The sequence below is a fragment of the Streptomyces sp. NRRL S-118 genome (assembly GCF_000716335.1).
Lineage (GTDB): Bacteria > Actinomycetota > Actinomycetes > Streptomycetales > Streptomycetaceae > Streptomyces.
Genome location: NZ_KL591008.1, coordinates 155,768 through 170,873, shown reverse-complemented (window position 1 = coordinate 170,873; position 15,106 = coordinate 155,768). Strand labels below are relative to the sequence as shown.

The window sequence follows — 15,106 nt, the reverse complement described above, 5'->3', positions numbered from 1 at the left end:
GTGGACAACTCCTCGCTGTCAGTGGAGTGTGCTTCAGTTGGAGTCAGTGGAGACCGGCGAGCCGGAGCAGCAGGGACTTCACATCCGTGGCCGCGACGCGGCCCTGTACGGCGCGGGGGGTGGAGCACACGATGAGCGGACCTTCGTCATCGCTCGTGGGAAGGCGGCCATGGCTGCCGCGAATAGGTGAGGGGTCGAGGGGCACGACCGCCAGGCGGTAGCGCATGCCCAGTTTCTTGCGGGCGATCGCCGTGGCCGCCTTCAGACGCACGTAGGGGTCGAGCGGGTCCATGAACAGTTCGACGGGGTCGTAACCGGGTTTGCGGTGGATCTCGACGAGCCGGGCGAAGTCCGGGGCGCGGGCGTCGTCGAGCCAGTAGTAGTACGTGAACCAGGCGTCGGGCTCGGCGAGGGCGACGAGTTCCCCGGAGCGGGGGTGGTCGAGGCCGTGCGCCTTCTTGCCCTCGTCGTCGAGGAGCCGCTCGATGCCGGGCAGACCGGTGAGCGCCTGCCGGGTGACGTCGAGGTCCTCCGGGCGCCGCACGTACACATGGGCGATCTGGTGGTCGGCGACGGCGAAGGCCCGGGAGGCCATGGGGTCGAGGTACTCCATGCCGTCCTGGGTGTGGACCTCCAGCAGACCGGCGCGGCGCAGGGCGCGGTTGATGTCGACGTGCCGGTTCACCCGGGTGATGCCGTACTCGGACAGGGCGACGACCGTGCGGCCTTCGGCTGCGGCGGCGTCGAGGAGGGGGGCCATGGCGGCGTCGAGGTCGGCGGCCGCCCGGTGGGCGCGCGGGTCGTCGGGGCCGTAGCGCTGGAGGTCGTAGTCGAGGTGCGGGAGGTAGCACAGGGCGAGGTCGGGGGTGCGGGTGCGCAGGATGTGGCGGGTGGCGTCGATGATCCACCGGCTGGAGACGATGCCGGCGCCCGGGCCCCAGAAGTGGAACAGGGGGAAGGTGCCGAGTGTGTCCGTGAGTTCGTCGTGGAGCGCCGGGGGCCGGGTGTAGCAGTCGGGCTCCTTGCGTCCGTCGGCGTAGTAGACGGGCCGGGGGGTGACGGTGATGTCGGTGTCCGCGCCCATGGCGTACCACCAGCAGATGTTGGCGACGGTGTAGCCGGGGTGGGCGCGACGGGCGGCGTCCCAGAGTTTGTCGCCGGAGACGAGGCCGTTGTGCTGGCGCCACAGCAGGACCTCGCCCAGGTCGCGGAAGTACCAGCCGTTGGCGACGATGCCGTGTTCGGAGGGGAGGGTGCCGGTGAGGAAGGTGGACTGCGCCGCGCACGTCACGGCGGGCAGGACCGTGCTGAGGGGGGCGTGCGAGCCGGACAGGGCGAGCCTCTTCAGCCGCGGCATGTGATCGAGGAGACGGGGGGTGAGGCCGACGACGTCCAGGACCAGGAGCGGGATGGGGCCGGTCATGGCAGTTCCTTGAGGCCGAGGTCGGTGAGGAGGTCGCGGGCGAGGGTGAGTTCGGCGGCGATCCCGTCGGCGAGCCGGCCGCGCGTACGGGGGCGCAGCTCCGGCGGCAGGGCCTGCCAGGTGTAGGTCTCGACCTCGAGGTGGCGGGTGAGCGGGACCGGGCCGCCGACGAGCCCGGTCAGGGCGTCGCGGAGCACGGGGAGCGTGGAGGTGAGCGGCGGGGCGGGCGGGCTGTGGAGCGGGACGTGGAAGTGGGCGCGCCACGGGGTGGTGTCGGGGAGTGCGCCCCCGACGGCCACGCCCTCCTCGGGCGGCTGGTCACCGGACGCCTCACCGTCCAGGTCGCCGGAGCGCGGGGTGCCGGCGCCCAGGACCGCGGAGCGCGGAACGCCGGTCCGCAGGGCGTCCGCGAGGTCGTCGGTGCCGCGCAGGCCGTCGGGGGTGCTGGTGCGGGTCTGGTGGAGGAAGCGGGGCTCGGCGAAGGCGGCGAGTGCCGCGCGCACCTCGGGGAGGTGGGGATGTTCGGCGTGCAGGGCCGCGGACAGCTGGGCCTTGGGGATGGGGATGCCTGCGGCGACGAGGGCGTCCAGGGCGGTGTGCGGATCTTCGAAGGAGGTGGCGAGGTGGCAGGTGTCGACACAGATCCCGATGCGTGGACTGGCTACGGCGGTGAGCGGGCCGATGGCGTCGGCGGTGGTCTCGATGACGCAGCCGGGCTCCGGTTCCAGGCCGATGCGCAGGGACTTGCCGGTGAGTTCCTCGAGGGCGTCCAGTCGTTCGGCGAGGGTCGTGAGGGCGAGCCGGGCGGTGTCGGCCGCGGTGGCGTCGAAGGGCGCGCGCCACGCGACCGGGAGCGTGGAGACGGACCCTTCGGTGGTGTCGTCGGGGAGGAGCGCGGCGAGGAGGCGGGCCAGGTCGATGGTGTGGGCCAGGCGTTCGGGGCGGGTCCAGTCGGGCTGGTAGACGCGGTACTTGACCTCCTGGGCGCCGAAGCCTTCGTACGGGAAGCCGTTGAGGGTGACCACTTCCAGGCCGCGCCGGTCCAGTTCGGCGCGGAGCCGGCGGAGCGCCGCGGGCTCGGCGACGAGAGCACGCGCGGCGTCCCTGGCCAGCCAGAGGCCGATGCCGAGGCGGTCGCGGCCGAGGCGCCTGCGGACGGGTTCACAGTGGTCGCGCAACTGGGCGAGGACGCCGTCGAGGGTCTCGGCGGGGTGGACGTTGGTGCAGTAGGCGAGGTGGACGATGGAGCCGTCCGGGTGGCGGAAGCGCATGGCCGGCTCCTCTCATTCCCCGCCGCGGAGGATGGAGTTGCCCTCGTGGAGCGGGCCGGGAGCGGGAAGGTCGAGCTGGAGTCGTCCGCTGAGGCCGTAGAAGGCGACGGGGTTGCGCCACAGGACCTGGTCGACGTCGTCGTCCGTGAATCCGGCGGCGAGCATGGCGTCGCCGACCCTGCGGGTCTTGAGCGGGTCGCTCCTGCCCCAGTCGGCGGCCGAGTTCACGAGGACCCGCTCGGTTCCGTAGGTCTTGAGCAGGGCGACCATGCGGTCCTCGTCCATCTTGGTGTCGGGGTAGATGGAGAAGCCGAGCCAGGCTCCGCTGTCGGCGGCCTCCTTCACGGTGGTCTCGTTGAGGTGGTCGAGCAGGACCCGCTCGGGGGGAAGGTTCGATTCGCGGACGACGTCGAGGGTGCGGCGCAGGCCGGCCGCTTTGTCACGGTGCGGGGTGTGGACGAGCGCGGGCAGACGGTGGTCGGCGGCCAGCTGGAGCTGCGCGGCGAGGGCGGTGTCCTCGGCCGGGGTCATGGAGTCGTAGCCGATCTCGCCGACGGCGACGACGGAGTCCTTGACGAGATACCGGGGCAGGGCGTCGAGGACGGGGGTGCAGCGGGGGTCGTTGGCCTCCTTGGGGTTCAGGGCCAGGGTGCAGTGGTGGGCGATGCCGTACTGGGCGGCGCGGAAGGGCTCCCAGCCGAGCAGCGCGTCGAAGTAGTCGAAGAAGCTGGCGGGCGAGGTGCGCGGCTGCCCCAGCCAGAAGGACGGCTCGACGACGGCGCGGACCCCGGCGTCGTACATCGCCCGGTAGTCATCCGTGGTACGGGAGGTCATGTGGATGTGCGGGTCGAAGATGCGCATCAGGGCTCCTCCGGGGGGACGGTCAGGGCGAGGACGCGGTGGAGGTCCGGGGGGACGGGACGGCCGGCGGCGGTGCGTTCGGCGACGTGGTCGCCGAGCATCCGGGCGAGCTCGGTGTCGCCGCGGGCGCGCCGGCCGAGGCCGGCGACGGCGTCGGCCGGAACGCCGGTGAACAGGCACTTGAGGACGGCGTGACGCCAGGAGTGCGGGTCGAGGTGGGCCGCCGCGTACGGGCCGACGGCGGCGGCGACCAGCCGGGTGTCATTGGTGCGCAGCGCGTCCTCGACCAGGGGCAGCGCCTCCGGTCCCGGTACGAGTGCGGGGAGGGCGAGCAGGACGGCGCGCCGCTCGGCGGCGGTGCCGTGGTGGTAGAGGCGGGTGAGGGTGTCCGTGTCGGCACGGGCCTCCTGGAGGAGGAGGATGCGGACGGAGTCGGCGTTCTCCCGGCCGCAATGGCGGCCGGCGGAGGCGAACCGCAGCTCCCAGGAGGGCGGTGCGGTGTACGGGCTGGTGTCGGGCGGGGCGCCGGCGGCGTGGGCGGCCTCGGCGAGGGCCTCGTCCAGCCAGGCGCGGGCGGCGCCGTCGAGCCGGTCGTCCAGTTCCTTGCGGATCGGGATCACGGTGCCGGGGCTCCCTTCGTGCGGAGGAACTCGATCGAGGCGCGGGCGAGTTCGGGGCCCGCGTGGGAGTGGCGGGGCAGTTCGACGACGATGAGGCCCTGGTAGCCGGTGGCGGCGAGGGCGTCCAGGACGGGCGGGAAGTCGATCTCACCCGAGCCGAACGGCAGGTGTTCGTGGACGCCGCGACGCATGTCCTCGATCTGGACGTGGCGCAGCCAGGGCGCCGCGGCGCGGACGCAGTCGGCGGGCGGTGCGGGTTCCAGGCACTGGCAGTGGCCGATGTCGAGGGTGAGTCCGAGGAGGTGGGGGCCGGGGTCGCCGAGCGTGCGGCGCAGGTGGTGGAAGTCGTCGAGGGTGGCGAGGAGGTGACCGGGCTCGGGTTCGACGGCGAGGGGGACACCGGCGGCGGCCGCGGCGTCCAGGACGGGGGTGAGTGCCTCTGCGCACCGCTCCCAGGCGGTGGCGGTGTCCGTGCCGTCGGGCAGGGTGCCACTGAAGCAGTGCACGGCGTGGGCGCCGAGGTCGGCCGCGACCCGCACGGCGCGCACCAGCAGCGCGGTGCGGGCGGCCCGCCCGTCGGGATCGGGGTCGAGGAGGGAGGGGCCGTGCTTGCGGCGCGGGTCGAGGACGTAGCGGGCACCGGTTTCGACGGTGACGCCGAGGCCCAGTTCACCCAGGCGGCGGGTGACCCGGGCCGTACGGGTGGCGAGGTCCGGGGCGAGGGGGTCGAGGTGCATGTGGTCGAGGGTGAGGCCGACGCCGTCGTAGCCGAGGTCGGCGAGCAGGGCGAGGGCGTCGTCCAGCCGGAGGTCGGTGAGGCCGTTGGTGCCGTAGCCGAAACGGAGCCGTGTGGGGCCGGACGCGGAGGTGATCCGGTGCTGGGAGGTCATGTGGGGCTCACCGTCCGGGCGAGCGCGCGGGCGAGGGGGGCGAGTCCCAGGACGGCGAGCCCGGTGGCGAGGGCGCCGCCGGTACCGCGGCGGGCGGCGAGGGCGGCCTGGAGCGGGATCATGGCCCGGATGCCGCCGCCGACGGCCCGCTGGGTGAGCGGTGCGGAGGGGTTGAGCGCGGCGTGCAGAAGGGGAACGGCCGCGGTGCGGACATAGGCCGCGGCGGCGAGGGCGGCGCCTGCTCGGCTCCTGCCGGCAGCCGGCCCCGGGCCCACTCCTCCCGGCGCGCTGCCGGGTGTGCTCCCGGGTGGGATGGACAGGCCCGCGCCGGTCGCGGCGCCGCGTGTCCGGCGGGGCGGCGCGTGCCGGGCGGCGCCGGGCGGCTCGTCGTGCGCGGTTCGACGCGCTCGGCTCGCTTGCGGACCGCCTGGTGGTGGTGCCGAGGGTCGATCGGGCTCGGGTCGCTCGTGCCTCTCGCCCCACCGGGCGCTCTTCCTCGCGGCGCCGCCGCGCCCTTTCGGCGCCCGGCCGCCCACGCCGTACGGGGCCGTGATTGGGCGGGCGACGACGGCGCCGAGGGCGGCGGTGGCCACCAGCGCGGCGAGCGGGGCCGCCGAGGAGCCGCCCTGCGCCTCGTGCCGGGAGACCGCGGTCACCGCCCAGGTGTGCGCGCCCAGCGCGGCGGCGGACGGCAGCGCGGCCATCGCGCCTCGCGCGGGCGACCCGACGGCTCCGTGTCCTGGAGCGTCGGCTCCCGCGCGGCGGCCGCGGCGGGCGCCGGGTCCCCGGAGCACCTGCGGACCCGCCGGGGGCGCCGGGGGCGCCGGCGGAGCGGCCACCGGTGCGGGGGCTGCCGTGGCGGTGGCGCCGAGGAGGAGGTCCAGCGCACGGGCGGCGGCCATGGTGGCGGGGGCGGCACGGGTGTGCTTGAGGCGCAGGTCGTAGGCCCAGACCGTGGTGGCGAGGGCGGACGCCACGGCGAACGGGCCGCGGCCCGCACGGGCGGCGAGTGCGAGACCGGCGGCGGTCAAGGTGGCGGAGGCGGCCAGGGCCGCGCGGGGGGTGATACGGCCCGAGGGGAGGGGGCGGTGGGGGCGGTCGAGGGCGTCCTCGTGGCGGTCGGCCCAGTCGTTGAGGGCCATGCCCGCCTCGTACAGGCACAGCGACGAGCCGATGGCGAGTGCCGTGCGCCGGTTGGGGGCCAGTCCGGTGGCCGCCGCGCCGGCGAGCGCGTCGCCCGGCACGGTGAAGAGGGCGGACACCCGCAGGAGTTCCGCCCAGGCCCGCAGGCGCGCGCCACCCGGGCGCCCCGCCGCCACGGCCTCCCGCACCCCGGCCGACGGCCCCGCCGCGCCCGCACCACGGCCGTGCCGGCCCAGCGGCAACGGCAGCAGCAGCAACGGCAACCGCAGCGGCAGGCGCCGACGGGCACCGGGGCCGGAAGCACCCGACGGCATCCCGGCCCCCGGCCCCGGCATCGCGGGCGTCACCGGGCGTCCCGCAGGCGCTCGGCGAAGGAGAGGAGCGCGGCGTACTGGTCCGGGAGGGCCGCAGGGCCCCCGTCGGGGTCCTTGAAGTAGAAGGCGAGTTCGGGCAGCGGCCCGGTGAGGCCGGCCTCGTGGGCTCGGGCCAGCAGCCGGGCGAGGTCCAGGACGAGAGGGGCGGCGAGCGCCGAGTCGCACCCCTGCCAGATGGTCTGGAGGACCATCCGGGAGCCGAGGAAGCCGTCGAAGGCGATGTGGTCCCAGGCGGTCTTCCAGTCGCCGAGCGCGGGGACGTCGTCGATGTGGACCTCGCCCTCGGGGACGTGGCCCAGCACGTCGGCCAGGACCCGTTCCTTGCCGGCGTTCTTGGCGGCGGCAGCGGCGGGGTCGGCCAGCGCCGCCCCGTCGCCGCCCCCCAGGAGGTTCGTGCCGGACCAGGCACGGACCGGCAGGGCGCGCTGCACGAACATCGGGGCGAGCACGGAACGGAGCAGGGTCTGGCCGGTCTTGCCGTCCCGGCCGGCGTGGGGAAGGCCGGAGGCGGCGACGGCGCCGGCGAGGGCGTCGGCGCGCAGTCCGGTGGAGGGGGTGAAGTTGGCGTAGGGGCAGCCCGCCCGGAGCGCGGCGGCCGCGTACAGGGAGCTGGGGGGCAGCCGTACCGCGTCCGCGGCCGGCGCCGGCTCCGTGGAGGCGAGGTTGATCACGACCGTGCGGTCGAGGTCGTGGCGGCGGGTGAAGTCGGTGATGTCGGAGGTGAAGGCGGTGATGAGTGCTTCGTCGGTGCGGGTGTCGCCGGGGAGGGGGCCGCCGGGGCGGATCTCCGTGTCCGCCGCGGTGAGTTCCGAGCGGACGGCGGCGGCCAGGCCGTGCGGCAGGACGCCCGCCGCCGTCAGTTCCTCCGCGCGCTTCGGCAGCGGGCAGGCCGCCGTGTCATGGCCGCCGAAGACGAGGGAAGCCGGGGACGGGAGGCCGGAGGAGGCGAAGGGGGGTGTTTCGGTGACCATGCCGGTCGGTGGGTGCAGCCCGGTGGCGACCGCCGCGCACCCCGCCACCGCGGTCGTGGCGACGGAGCCCCGCGCTCCGGTGAACCAGACCCCGACCCGTCGATCGGCACGACGTTCAGCGAACATGGCCAGCCTCCCTGGTGTGGTGCGTCGGAGACGGCGGGCGGGGGGTACGGCGCCTCCCCGCCCGCCGCCGGCTTGAGGAGCGCGGCCCTACGAAGGCGAGGGCAGCTCCTTGAGTCGGATGTTGCGGAAGGACACCTGGTCGTCGGTGCCGTGGTTCTGCAGGCCGATGAAGCCGTCCTTCAGGCTCCGGGCCGGGTCGGTGTTGGTGAAGTCGTTGATCTTCACCCCGTTGAGGAAGACCTGGAGCCGCTCCCCCCGGACCCGGATCTCGTAGCTGTTCCACTGGCCGGGCGGCCGCAGCACCCGGTCGCGGGCCTTGAGGTCGGCCGGCGCGAAGCCGTAGACGGCGCCGGTGGTGCGGTCGGGGGCGTCGGTGGCGTCGATCTGGATCTCGTACCCCTTGTTCACCGCCGACCAGGGGTCGTCGGAGGCCGGGAAGCCGACGAAGACACCGGAGTTGTCGTCACCGTCCAGCTTCCAGTCCAGTTGCAGCGAGTAGGACGAGAATTCCTTCGCCTGGTACCACAGCAGCCCCATGCCACCCTCGGTGCGCAGTTCGCCGTCCACGACGGTGAACCTGCCCGGGCCGGCCTGCTTCCAGCCCTCCGGCGTGTGCCCGTTGAAGAGGTCCCGGTAGCCGGTCTGCGGGGTGCAGTCGGCGCGGACCTGGCCGGTGGCGTACCGCAGGCCGCCGAGCAGGTGCCGGCGGAAGGCGGGCTCCTCATAGGAGGCGGCGGTGTGGCCGCCGCCGGTGTAGAAGGCGCGCCCGCCCTCGTAGCTCCGGCACCAGGCGATCGGGTGGTCGCCCTTCATGGTGCCGCCCTCGTAGGTGGTCTCGTCGAGGGTGGCGAGGATCCGGGCCTGGCCGCGTGGATTGGTGCGGTAGTCGTACCACTCGTCCGTGCGCTGCCAGCCGGCCGACGGCAGGTGCGCGGTCGCCGGGTGGTCGTGGTCCTCGACGCGCACGGTCGCGGGCTGGATGTGCGGGTGGGAGGCGAAGCGGGCGCCGACCAGCCCGCCGTAGAACTCCCAGTCGTACTCGGTGTCGGCGGCCGCGTGGACGCCGACGTATCCGCCGCCCGTGGCGACGTAGTTCTCGAACGCCTTCTGCTGCTGCGCGTCGAGGACGTCACCGGTGGTGGACAGGAAGACGACGGCGTCGTACCGGGCGAGGTTGCCGGTGGTGAACTGGCGGGCCTCCTCGGTCGCGTCGACGGTGATGTTGCTCGACGCGCCGAGCTCCTTGAGCGCGGCGATCCCCGCCGGGATGGAGTCGTGGCGGTAACCGGCCGTCTTCGAGAAGACCAGTACGCGTTTGGCGGTGCGGTCCACCGGTGTGCTGGACAGCTCGAAGTCGTCGACGTCGTACAGGGCACCGCTGCCGCCCTTGAACACCAGGAACAGCTCGGTGGTCCGCCTGGGCACGGACCGCAGCGGTACGTCCACGTCCTGGAAGGTCTCCCAGCCGCCCGTCACCGGCACCGGGGCCGATCCCAGGAGCGTGCCGGTCGCCGAGCCGGTGCGCACCTCCAGGAAGCCGCCCGCGCCACCGGACGAGATGCGGGCGGTGAGCTTCGTCGAGCCGGTCAGGTGGTAGGGCCTGAAGGAGATCCAGTCGCCGTCGTCGATGTCGCCGACGGTCCTGCCGCCGTTGGCGGTGGCCTTGTCGTACGTACGGATCCCGGACTGGGACGAGAAGTGCTCGGCCTGCCGGTGGCGGGGCTGGAGCTGTGCCTGGTCGTGGCTGGTCAGTGCGGCCTGGCCACCCCCTCCGCCGTCCGTGTACTCGGCGTCGAGGACGCCGAAGATGTTGGCGTTCGGGTCGTGGCCGCCGTCGGCGGACGTCTTGATGGTGCCGGTGCAGCCGTTGGCGGAGGTGACCGGGTGGCCGTGGCTGTCGTGGCCGAGAATGTACGTGACCTTGACCTTGGCGCAGTCGATCGTGCCGTCCTCCGGGTCGGTCACGGTCACCTTGAACGGGATCTCGTCGCCGAAGCCGAACAGCGCGCCGTCCTTCGGCAGGTCGAGCGTCACCTTGGGCGCGGTGTTGCCGACGACGACGTGGACGCTGGCGGAGCCGGTCCGCCCGGTCGGGTCCTCGGCGGTCACGGTGGCGGTGTAGGTGCCGTTCCTCCGGTAGGTGTGCGTCGGGTGGGCGGCCGTGGAGGGAGCGGTGCCGTCGCCGAAGTCCCAGCTGTAGGTGAGGGTGTCGCCGTCGGCGTCCGTGGTGCCGGCCGACGAGAAGGCGACCCGCAGCGGCGCCTTCCCGGAGGTCCTGTTCGCGGAGGCCTCGGCGACCGGGGAGCGGCCGCCGGTGGCGTTCTCGATGCGGTACAGACCGGAGTTCTCGTCGCCGCCGAACCAGGCGGTGCCGTAGTCGAGGACGTACAGCGCACCGTCGGGGCCGAAGGCCATGTCCATCACCTGGGTGCCGGTCCACGGGACCGGGTTGATGGCCTGGACGGCGCCGTCGGCGCCGTGCTCGATGCGCTTGATCCAGCGGCGTCCGAACTCGCCTGCGAAGAAGTCGCCGTCGTACGCCTCGGGGAACTTCACGGGAGAGGTGTTCGCGGGGTCGTAGCGGTAGACGGGTCCGCCCATCGGCGACTCCGAGCCCGAGCCGAACTCGGGCACGGAGCCACCGTCGTACGGGATCCACGCGGGCTCGGCGGGCGGCAGGTCGGCCAGGCCGGTGTTGAGCGCCGAGTCGTTCCTGGGAGCCGCGCAGTCGAAGGCGGCGCCGGAGACCTTGGTGGCGAAGTCGTAGTCGACGTAGGGCTCGTTGTCGCCGGTGCAGAAGGGCCAGCCGAAGTTGCCCGGCTGGGTGACACGGGCGAACTCCACCTGGCCGGCCGGGCCGCGCCGGGGGTCGGCGGTGCCCGCGTCGGGCCCGTAGTCGCCGACGTACAGCACACCCGTCTTCTTGTCGACGCTGAAGCGGAAGGGGTTGCGGAAGCCCATCGCGTAGATCTCGGGCCGTGTCTTCGCCGTTCCGGGTGCGAAGAGGTTGCCGTCGGGGACCGTGTACGAGCCGTCGTCGGCGACCTTGATGCGCAGGATCTTGCCGCGCAGGTCGTTGGTGTTGCCCGAGGTCCGCCGTGCGTCGTAGGCGGGGTTGCGGCCGGGCCGGTCGTCGATCGGGGTGTAGCCGTCGGAGGCGAACGGATTGGAGTCGTCGCCCGTGGAGAGGTAGAGGTTGCCCTGCGCGTCGAAGTCGATGTCACCGCCGACGTGGCAGCAGATGCCACGCGTGGCCGGGATGTCGATGACCTTCTTCTCGCTGGCGTTGTCGAGGGTGCCGTCGGCCTTGAGGACGAAGCGGGAGAGCCGGTTGACGCCTTCGTACCGTGCGAAGTCGGCGGCCGTGCCGTCGCCCGGCGCGTCTCCGGCCGGCGTGTCGAGCGGGGGCGCGTAGTAGAGGAAGACGGCCCGGTTCCGCTCGAAGGCCGGGTCGAGGGCGATGCCCTGGAGACCTTCCTCGTCGTGCGAGTAGACCGGAACGGTGCCGATGACCTTGGTGTTCCCGGCCGCGTCGGTACGGCGCAGTTCGCCGTTGCGGGAGGTGTGCAGCACGCTGCGGTCGGGCAGTACGGCCAGCGACATCGGTTCGCCGACCTCCTCGCCGCCCTTGGCGAGGGTGACCTGCTGGAACTGCTCCTCGGCGGTGGCGCCGGCCGCCGCCTCGGGGGAAGCTGGTGCGGCGGGTGCGGCCGCGGCGCCCTGCCCGGCGCCCAGGGTGAACGAGGTCATGGCGAGCAGGCCACCGGTGAGGAGTGCGAGCGCGGTGCGCCCTCGGAGCCGTTGTCTGTGCACGAGTGTCCTCCGGAAGGGGCCGGCCGTGAGCCGGTCGTACGGGGCGGGATGTCCGGATGTCCGGGGACCGGCGTGCGCCGTCACGCTGGTCTGTCCTGTACACCTCAGGGACCGTAGCCGGGTTGGTTCCGTGCCGAAAGCCCTTGCACCGCAGTTCGGTTGAACTTTTTCCTGAGGAAGGACAAAGCGGCGCACGGGCAGGTCGGACCGGCCCGGCAGCAGCCTGGCCACCGGGCGTTGACCTGCAGTGATGCTCTAGTCGCCGCTCCCGAAGGCGGCGTCGAAGGACGTGGACGGCGGGTCGAAGTCGTACCGCTTGAGGGTGGCAAGCGCTTCCGGAGCACCCGTCAGCCGGTCCATGCCGGCGTCCTCCCACTCCACCGACACCGGCCCGTCGTAGCCGATCGACCGCAGCATCCGGAACACGTCCTCCCACGGCACCTCGCCGTGCCCGGCCGACACGAAGTCCCAGCCCCGCCGCGGGTCGCCCCACGGCAGGTGGGAGCCCAGCCGGCCGTTGCGTCCGTCGAGGCGCCGCCGCGCCTCCTTGCAGTCGACGTGGTAGATCCGGTCCCGGAAGTCGTACAGGAAGCCGACGGGGTCGATGTCCTGCCACACGAAGTGGCTGGGGTCGAAGTTCAGCCCGAAGGCCGGGCGCCGGTCCACCGCCTCCAGGGCACGCTGCGTCGTCCAGTAGTCGTACGCGATCTCGCTCGGGTGCACCTCGTGGGCGAAGCGCACGCCCTCCGCATCGAACACGTCCAGGACCGGGTTCCAGCGCTCGGCGAAGTCCTCGTACCCCCGCTCGATCATCCGCTCGGGGACCGGCGGGAACATCGCCACCAGGTGCCAGATGGAGGAGCCCGTGAACCCGATGACGGTCCGTACGCCGAAGGCCGCGGCCGCCCGCGCGGTGTCCGCGAGCTCGCGCGCCGCCCGCTGCCGGACCCCCTCCGGCTCCCCGTCTCCCCAGACGCGGGGCGGCACGATGGCCTGGTGGCGCTCGTCGATGGGGTGGTCGCAGACGGCCTGGCCCACCAGGTGGTTGGAGATCGCCCAGCACTTCAGCCCGTACGTGTCGAGCAGGGCGCGCCGCCCGTCGAGGTACGACGGATCGGCGAGGGCCTTGTCGACCTCGAAGTGGTCGCCCCAGCAGGCGAGTTCCAGCCCGTCGTAGCCGAAGTCACGGGCGAGCCGGCAGACCTCCTCCAGGGGCAGGTCGGCCCACTGGCCGGTGAAGAGGGTGAAGGGACGTGGCACGGCGGCGGCCTCCTAGACGGTGACGGGGGTGTAGACGGCGTTCTTCTCCGCGCTCTCCTCCACGGCCGCCAGCACCCGCTGCACCTGGAGCCCGTCCGCGAAGGACGGTGCCGGCTCGGTGCCCGAGGCGATGGCGTGCACCAGGTCGCGCGCCTGGTGCGTGAAGGTGTGCTCGTAGCCGAGAGCGTGGCCCGGCGGCCACCATGCCTCCAGGTACGGGTGGTCCTGCTCGGTGACCAGGATCCGGCGGAAGCCGGCCGACCGGGCGGGCTCGGTCTGGTCGTGGAACGACAGTTCGTTCAGCCGCTCGAGGTCGAAGGAGAGCGAACCGCGCTCTCCGTTGATCTCCAGGCGCAGGGCGTTCTTGCGCCCCGCCGCCACCCGGGTGGCCTCGAAGGTGGCCAGCGCCCCGGAGGCCAGCCGTCCGGTGAACACCGCCGCGTCGTCGACCGTGACCGCGCCGCGCTCGGCGCCTCCCGGGGCGGAGAGCCCGGCGGACACGCCGGCGACCAGGGGCCGTTCCCGTACGAAGGTCTCGGTGAGCGCCGAGACACCCACCAGCCGCTCCCCCGCCAGGTACTGGGCGAGGTCCACGATGTGCGCGCCCAGGTCGCCGAGCGCGCCCGATCCGGCGTGCGCCCGCTGCAACCGCCAGGTCAGGGGGAAGGCGGGATCCACCAGCCAGTCCTGGAGGTACGTCACCCGCACGTGCCGCAGCACGCCCAGCCGCCCTTCGGCGATCAGCCGCCGCGCGTACGTCATGGCCGGTACGCGACGGTAGTTGAACCCGACCATCGCCACCTGACCGCGTGCACGGGCCCGCGCGGCCGCCGCCGCCATGGCCTCCGCCTCCGCGACCGTGTTCGCCAGGGGCTTCTCGCACAGCACGTGCTTGCCCGCCTCCAGCGCGGCGATCGCGATCTCGGCATGGCTGTCGCCGGGGGTGCAGATGTCGACGAGCTGTACGTCGTCCCGCGCGACGAGTTCCCGCCAGTCGGTCTCGGCGGCGGCCCAGCCGTGCCGGGCCGCGGCGGCCCGTACGGCGGCCGGGTCACGCCCGCAGACCGCCGCGAGCCGGGGCCGCACCGGCAGGTCGAAGACCCGGCCCACGGTGCGCCACCCCTGCGAGTGGGCGGCGCCCATGAAGGCGTACCCGACCATGCCGATCCCCAGTCCCGGCAGCGTCTCCTGACGCTCCGTCGGCCTCTCCTGCGCCTGCGCCATACGGGTTCCTCCTCGTCGGTTGCTCGGTGGGGACGGGCGGACCAGGGTCAGCTGAAGCCCGTGGGCAGGTACTCGTCGACGTTCTCCTTGGTGACCACTGCCGAGTACAGGGTGATCGAGGCGGGGATCTCCAGCTCGGACATGCCGACGATGCCCTTCTTCCGGCCCAGCGCCCGGGCCAGGTCGATGGCGGACGCGGCCATGGTCGGCGGGTAGAGCACCGTCGCCTTGAGCACGCCGTTGTCGGCCTTGATGGCGTCCATCGCCGACTTGGCGCCCGCACCGCCGACCATGAGGAAGTCGTCGCGGCCCGCCTGCTGGATGGCCCGCAGCGCGCCCACACCCTGGTCGTCGTCGTGGTTCCACAGCGCGTCGAACTGCTGCTGGGCCTGCAGGAGCTGCGCCATCCTGGCCTGGCCGGACTCGACGGTGAACTCGGCTGCCTGCCGCGCCACCTTCCGGATGTTCGGGTAGTTCTTCAGCGCGTCGTCGAAGCCCTGGGTGCGCTGCCTGGTCAGCTCCAGGTTGTCCATCCCTGCGAGTTCGACGACCTTGGCGTCCGGCTTGCCCTTGAGCTGTTCGCCGATCCAGCGCCCGGCGTTGAGGCCCATGCCGTAGTTGTCGCCGCCGATCCAGCAGCGGTAGGCCTGCGGGGAGGCGAAGACCCGGTCGAGGTTGATCACCGGGATGCCGGCCTTCATGGCCTGGAGCCCGACCTGGGTGAGGGCCTTGCCGTCGGCCGGCAGGATCACCAGCACGTCGACCTTCTTGTTGATGAGCGTCTGGATCTGGCCGATCTGGGTGGCGGTGTCGTTCGACCCCTCCGTGATCTCGAGCGTGACCTCCGGGTACGCCTTCGCCCTCTCCTTGGCATTGACGTTGATCGCGTTGAGCCATCCGTGGTCGGCCTGCGGACCGGCGAACCCGATGGTGACGGGCGTGCCGGGTTTGTCGTCGGCGGCCGGGGCGCTGCCGGCGGCCGGGGCGGCGTTCTTCGGCTCGTTGCTGGTGCAGGCGGACAGCAGGGCGCCGGCGGAGACGGCGGCGGTGCCGAACAGCAGTCCTCTGCGGCTGGTTTCCGGCATGGCGGTGGAACCCTTTCCGTTGGGCGGTCGTGCGGAGGTGCCGGG

General features: G+C 73.2%; 10 protein-coding genes and 2 pseudogenes. All 12 read right to left on the bottom strand.

Annotated elements, in window-relative coordinates:
* Window positions 1–43: 43 nt before the first annotated feature.
* Entirely contained in the window at window positions 44–1,423 is a 1,380-nt protein-coding gene (locus tag IH00_RS0116305; RefSeq protein WP_031074160.1) for an alkaline phosphatase family protein, read from the bottom strand.
* Window positions 1,420–1,716 (bottom strand): annotated as a pseudogene (locus IH00_RS45435) (xylose isomerase); the annotation flags it as partial. The pseudogene IH00_RS45435 and the gene IH00_RS0116305, both read right to left, overlap by 4 nt.
* 105 nt (window positions 1,717–1,821) lie before the next feature.
* Window positions 1,822–2,694: pseudogene (gene eboE / locus IH00_RS0116300) on the bottom strand (metabolite traffic protein EboE); the annotation flags it as partial.
* 12 nt (window positions 2,695–2,706) lie between these two features.
* Window positions 2,707–3,555, bottom strand: coding sequence for a TatD family hydrolase (locus IH00_RS0116295; RefSeq protein WP_031074156.1), 849 nt, complete (start codon window positions 3,553–3,555; stop codon window positions 2,707–2,709).
* Window positions 3,555–4,175, bottom strand: coding sequence for an EboA domain-containing protein (locus IH00_RS0116290; protein WP_031074154.1), 621 nt, complete (start codon window positions 4,173–4,175; stop codon window positions 3,555–3,557). Before IH00_RS0116290 ends, IH00_RS0116295 begins: the two co-directional genes overlap by 1 nt.
* Window positions 4,172–5,065 (bottom strand): sugar phosphate isomerase/epimerase family protein, encoded by an 894-nt coding sequence (locus tag IH00_RS0116285; protein ID WP_052411420.1) that lies wholly within the window; start codon window positions 5,063–5,065, stop codon window positions 4,172–4,174. The genes IH00_RS0116290 and IH00_RS0116285 overlap by 4 nt, the downstream gene beginning before the upstream one ends.
* On the bottom strand, window positions 5,062–6,522 hold the full coding sequence (locus IH00_RS0116280; protein WP_234334863.1) for an SCO3242 family prenyltransferase: 1,461 nt from the start codon (window positions 6,520–6,522) through the stop codon (window positions 5,062–5,064). The genes IH00_RS0116285 and IH00_RS0116280 overlap by 4 nt, the downstream gene beginning before the upstream one ends.
* 29 nt (window positions 6,523–6,551) lie before the next feature.
* On the bottom strand, window positions 6,552–7,679 hold the full coding sequence (locus IH00_RS0116275) for an inositol-3-phosphate synthase (protein WP_031074150.1): 1,128 nt from the start codon (window positions 7,677–7,679) through the stop codon (window positions 6,552–6,554).
* An 87-nt stretch (window positions 7,680–7,766) separates the two neighbouring features.
* Window positions 7,767–11,492: a ThuA domain-containing protein gene (locus IH00_RS0116270; protein ID WP_031074147.1), complete on the bottom strand. Its 3,726-nt coding sequence runs from the start codon at window positions 11,490–11,492 to the stop codon at window positions 7,767–7,769.
* A gap of 255 nt (window positions 11,493–11,747) precedes the next feature.
* Window positions 11,748–12,752 (bottom strand): sugar phosphate isomerase/epimerase family protein, encoded by a 1,005-nt coding sequence (locus tag IH00_RS0116265; RefSeq protein ID WP_031074144.1) that lies wholly within the window; start codon window positions 12,750–12,752, stop codon window positions 11,748–11,750.
* Between the two features lie 12 nt (window positions 12,753–12,764).
* Window positions 12,765–13,976: a Gfo/Idh/MocA family protein gene (locus tag IH00_RS0116260; RefSeq protein WP_031074142.1), complete on the bottom strand. Its 1,212-nt coding sequence runs from the start codon at window positions 13,974–13,976 to the stop codon at window positions 12,765–12,767.
* 47 nt (window positions 13,977–14,023) lie between these two features.
* The gene (locus IH00_RS0116255; protein WP_031074140.1) at window positions 14,024–15,061 is read right to left on the bottom strand and encodes a substrate-binding domain-containing protein; all 1,038 of its coding nucleotides are present in this window, start codon (window positions 15,059–15,061) and stop codon (window positions 14,024–14,026) included.
* Window positions 15,062–15,106 lie beyond the last annotated feature (45 nt).

Bases quoted from the DNA above. Each gene is read 5' to 3' on its own strand.
- IH00_RS0116295 (WP_031074156.1), bottom strand. From the start codon at position 3,555: ATGCGCATCTTCGACCCGCACATCCACATGACCTCCCGTACCACGGAT.
- IH00_RS0116305 (WP_031074160.1), bottom strand. From the start codon at position 1,423: ATGACCGGCCCCATCCCGCTCCTGGTCCTGGACGTCGTCGGCCTCACC.
- IH00_RS0116285 (WP_052411420.1), bottom strand. From the start codon at position 5,065: ATGACCTCCCAGCACCGGATCACCTCCGCGTCCGGCCCCACACGGCTC.
- IH00_RS0116255 (WP_031074140.1), bottom strand. From the start codon at position 15,061: ATGCCGGAAACCAGCCGCAGAGGACTGCTGTTCGGCACCGCCGCCGTC.
- IH00_RS0116275 (WP_031074150.1), bottom strand. From the start codon at position 7,679: ATGTTCGCTGAACGTCGTGCCGATCGACGGGTCGGGGTCTGGTTCACC.
- IH00_RS0116260 (WP_031074142.1), bottom strand. From the start codon at position 13,976: ATGGCGCAGGCGCAGGAGAGGCCGACGGAGCGTCAGGAGACGCTGCCG.
- IH00_RS0116280 (WP_234334863.1), bottom strand. From the start codon at position 6,522: ATGCCGTCGGGTGCTTCCGGCCCCGGTGCCCGTCGGCGCCTGCCGCTG.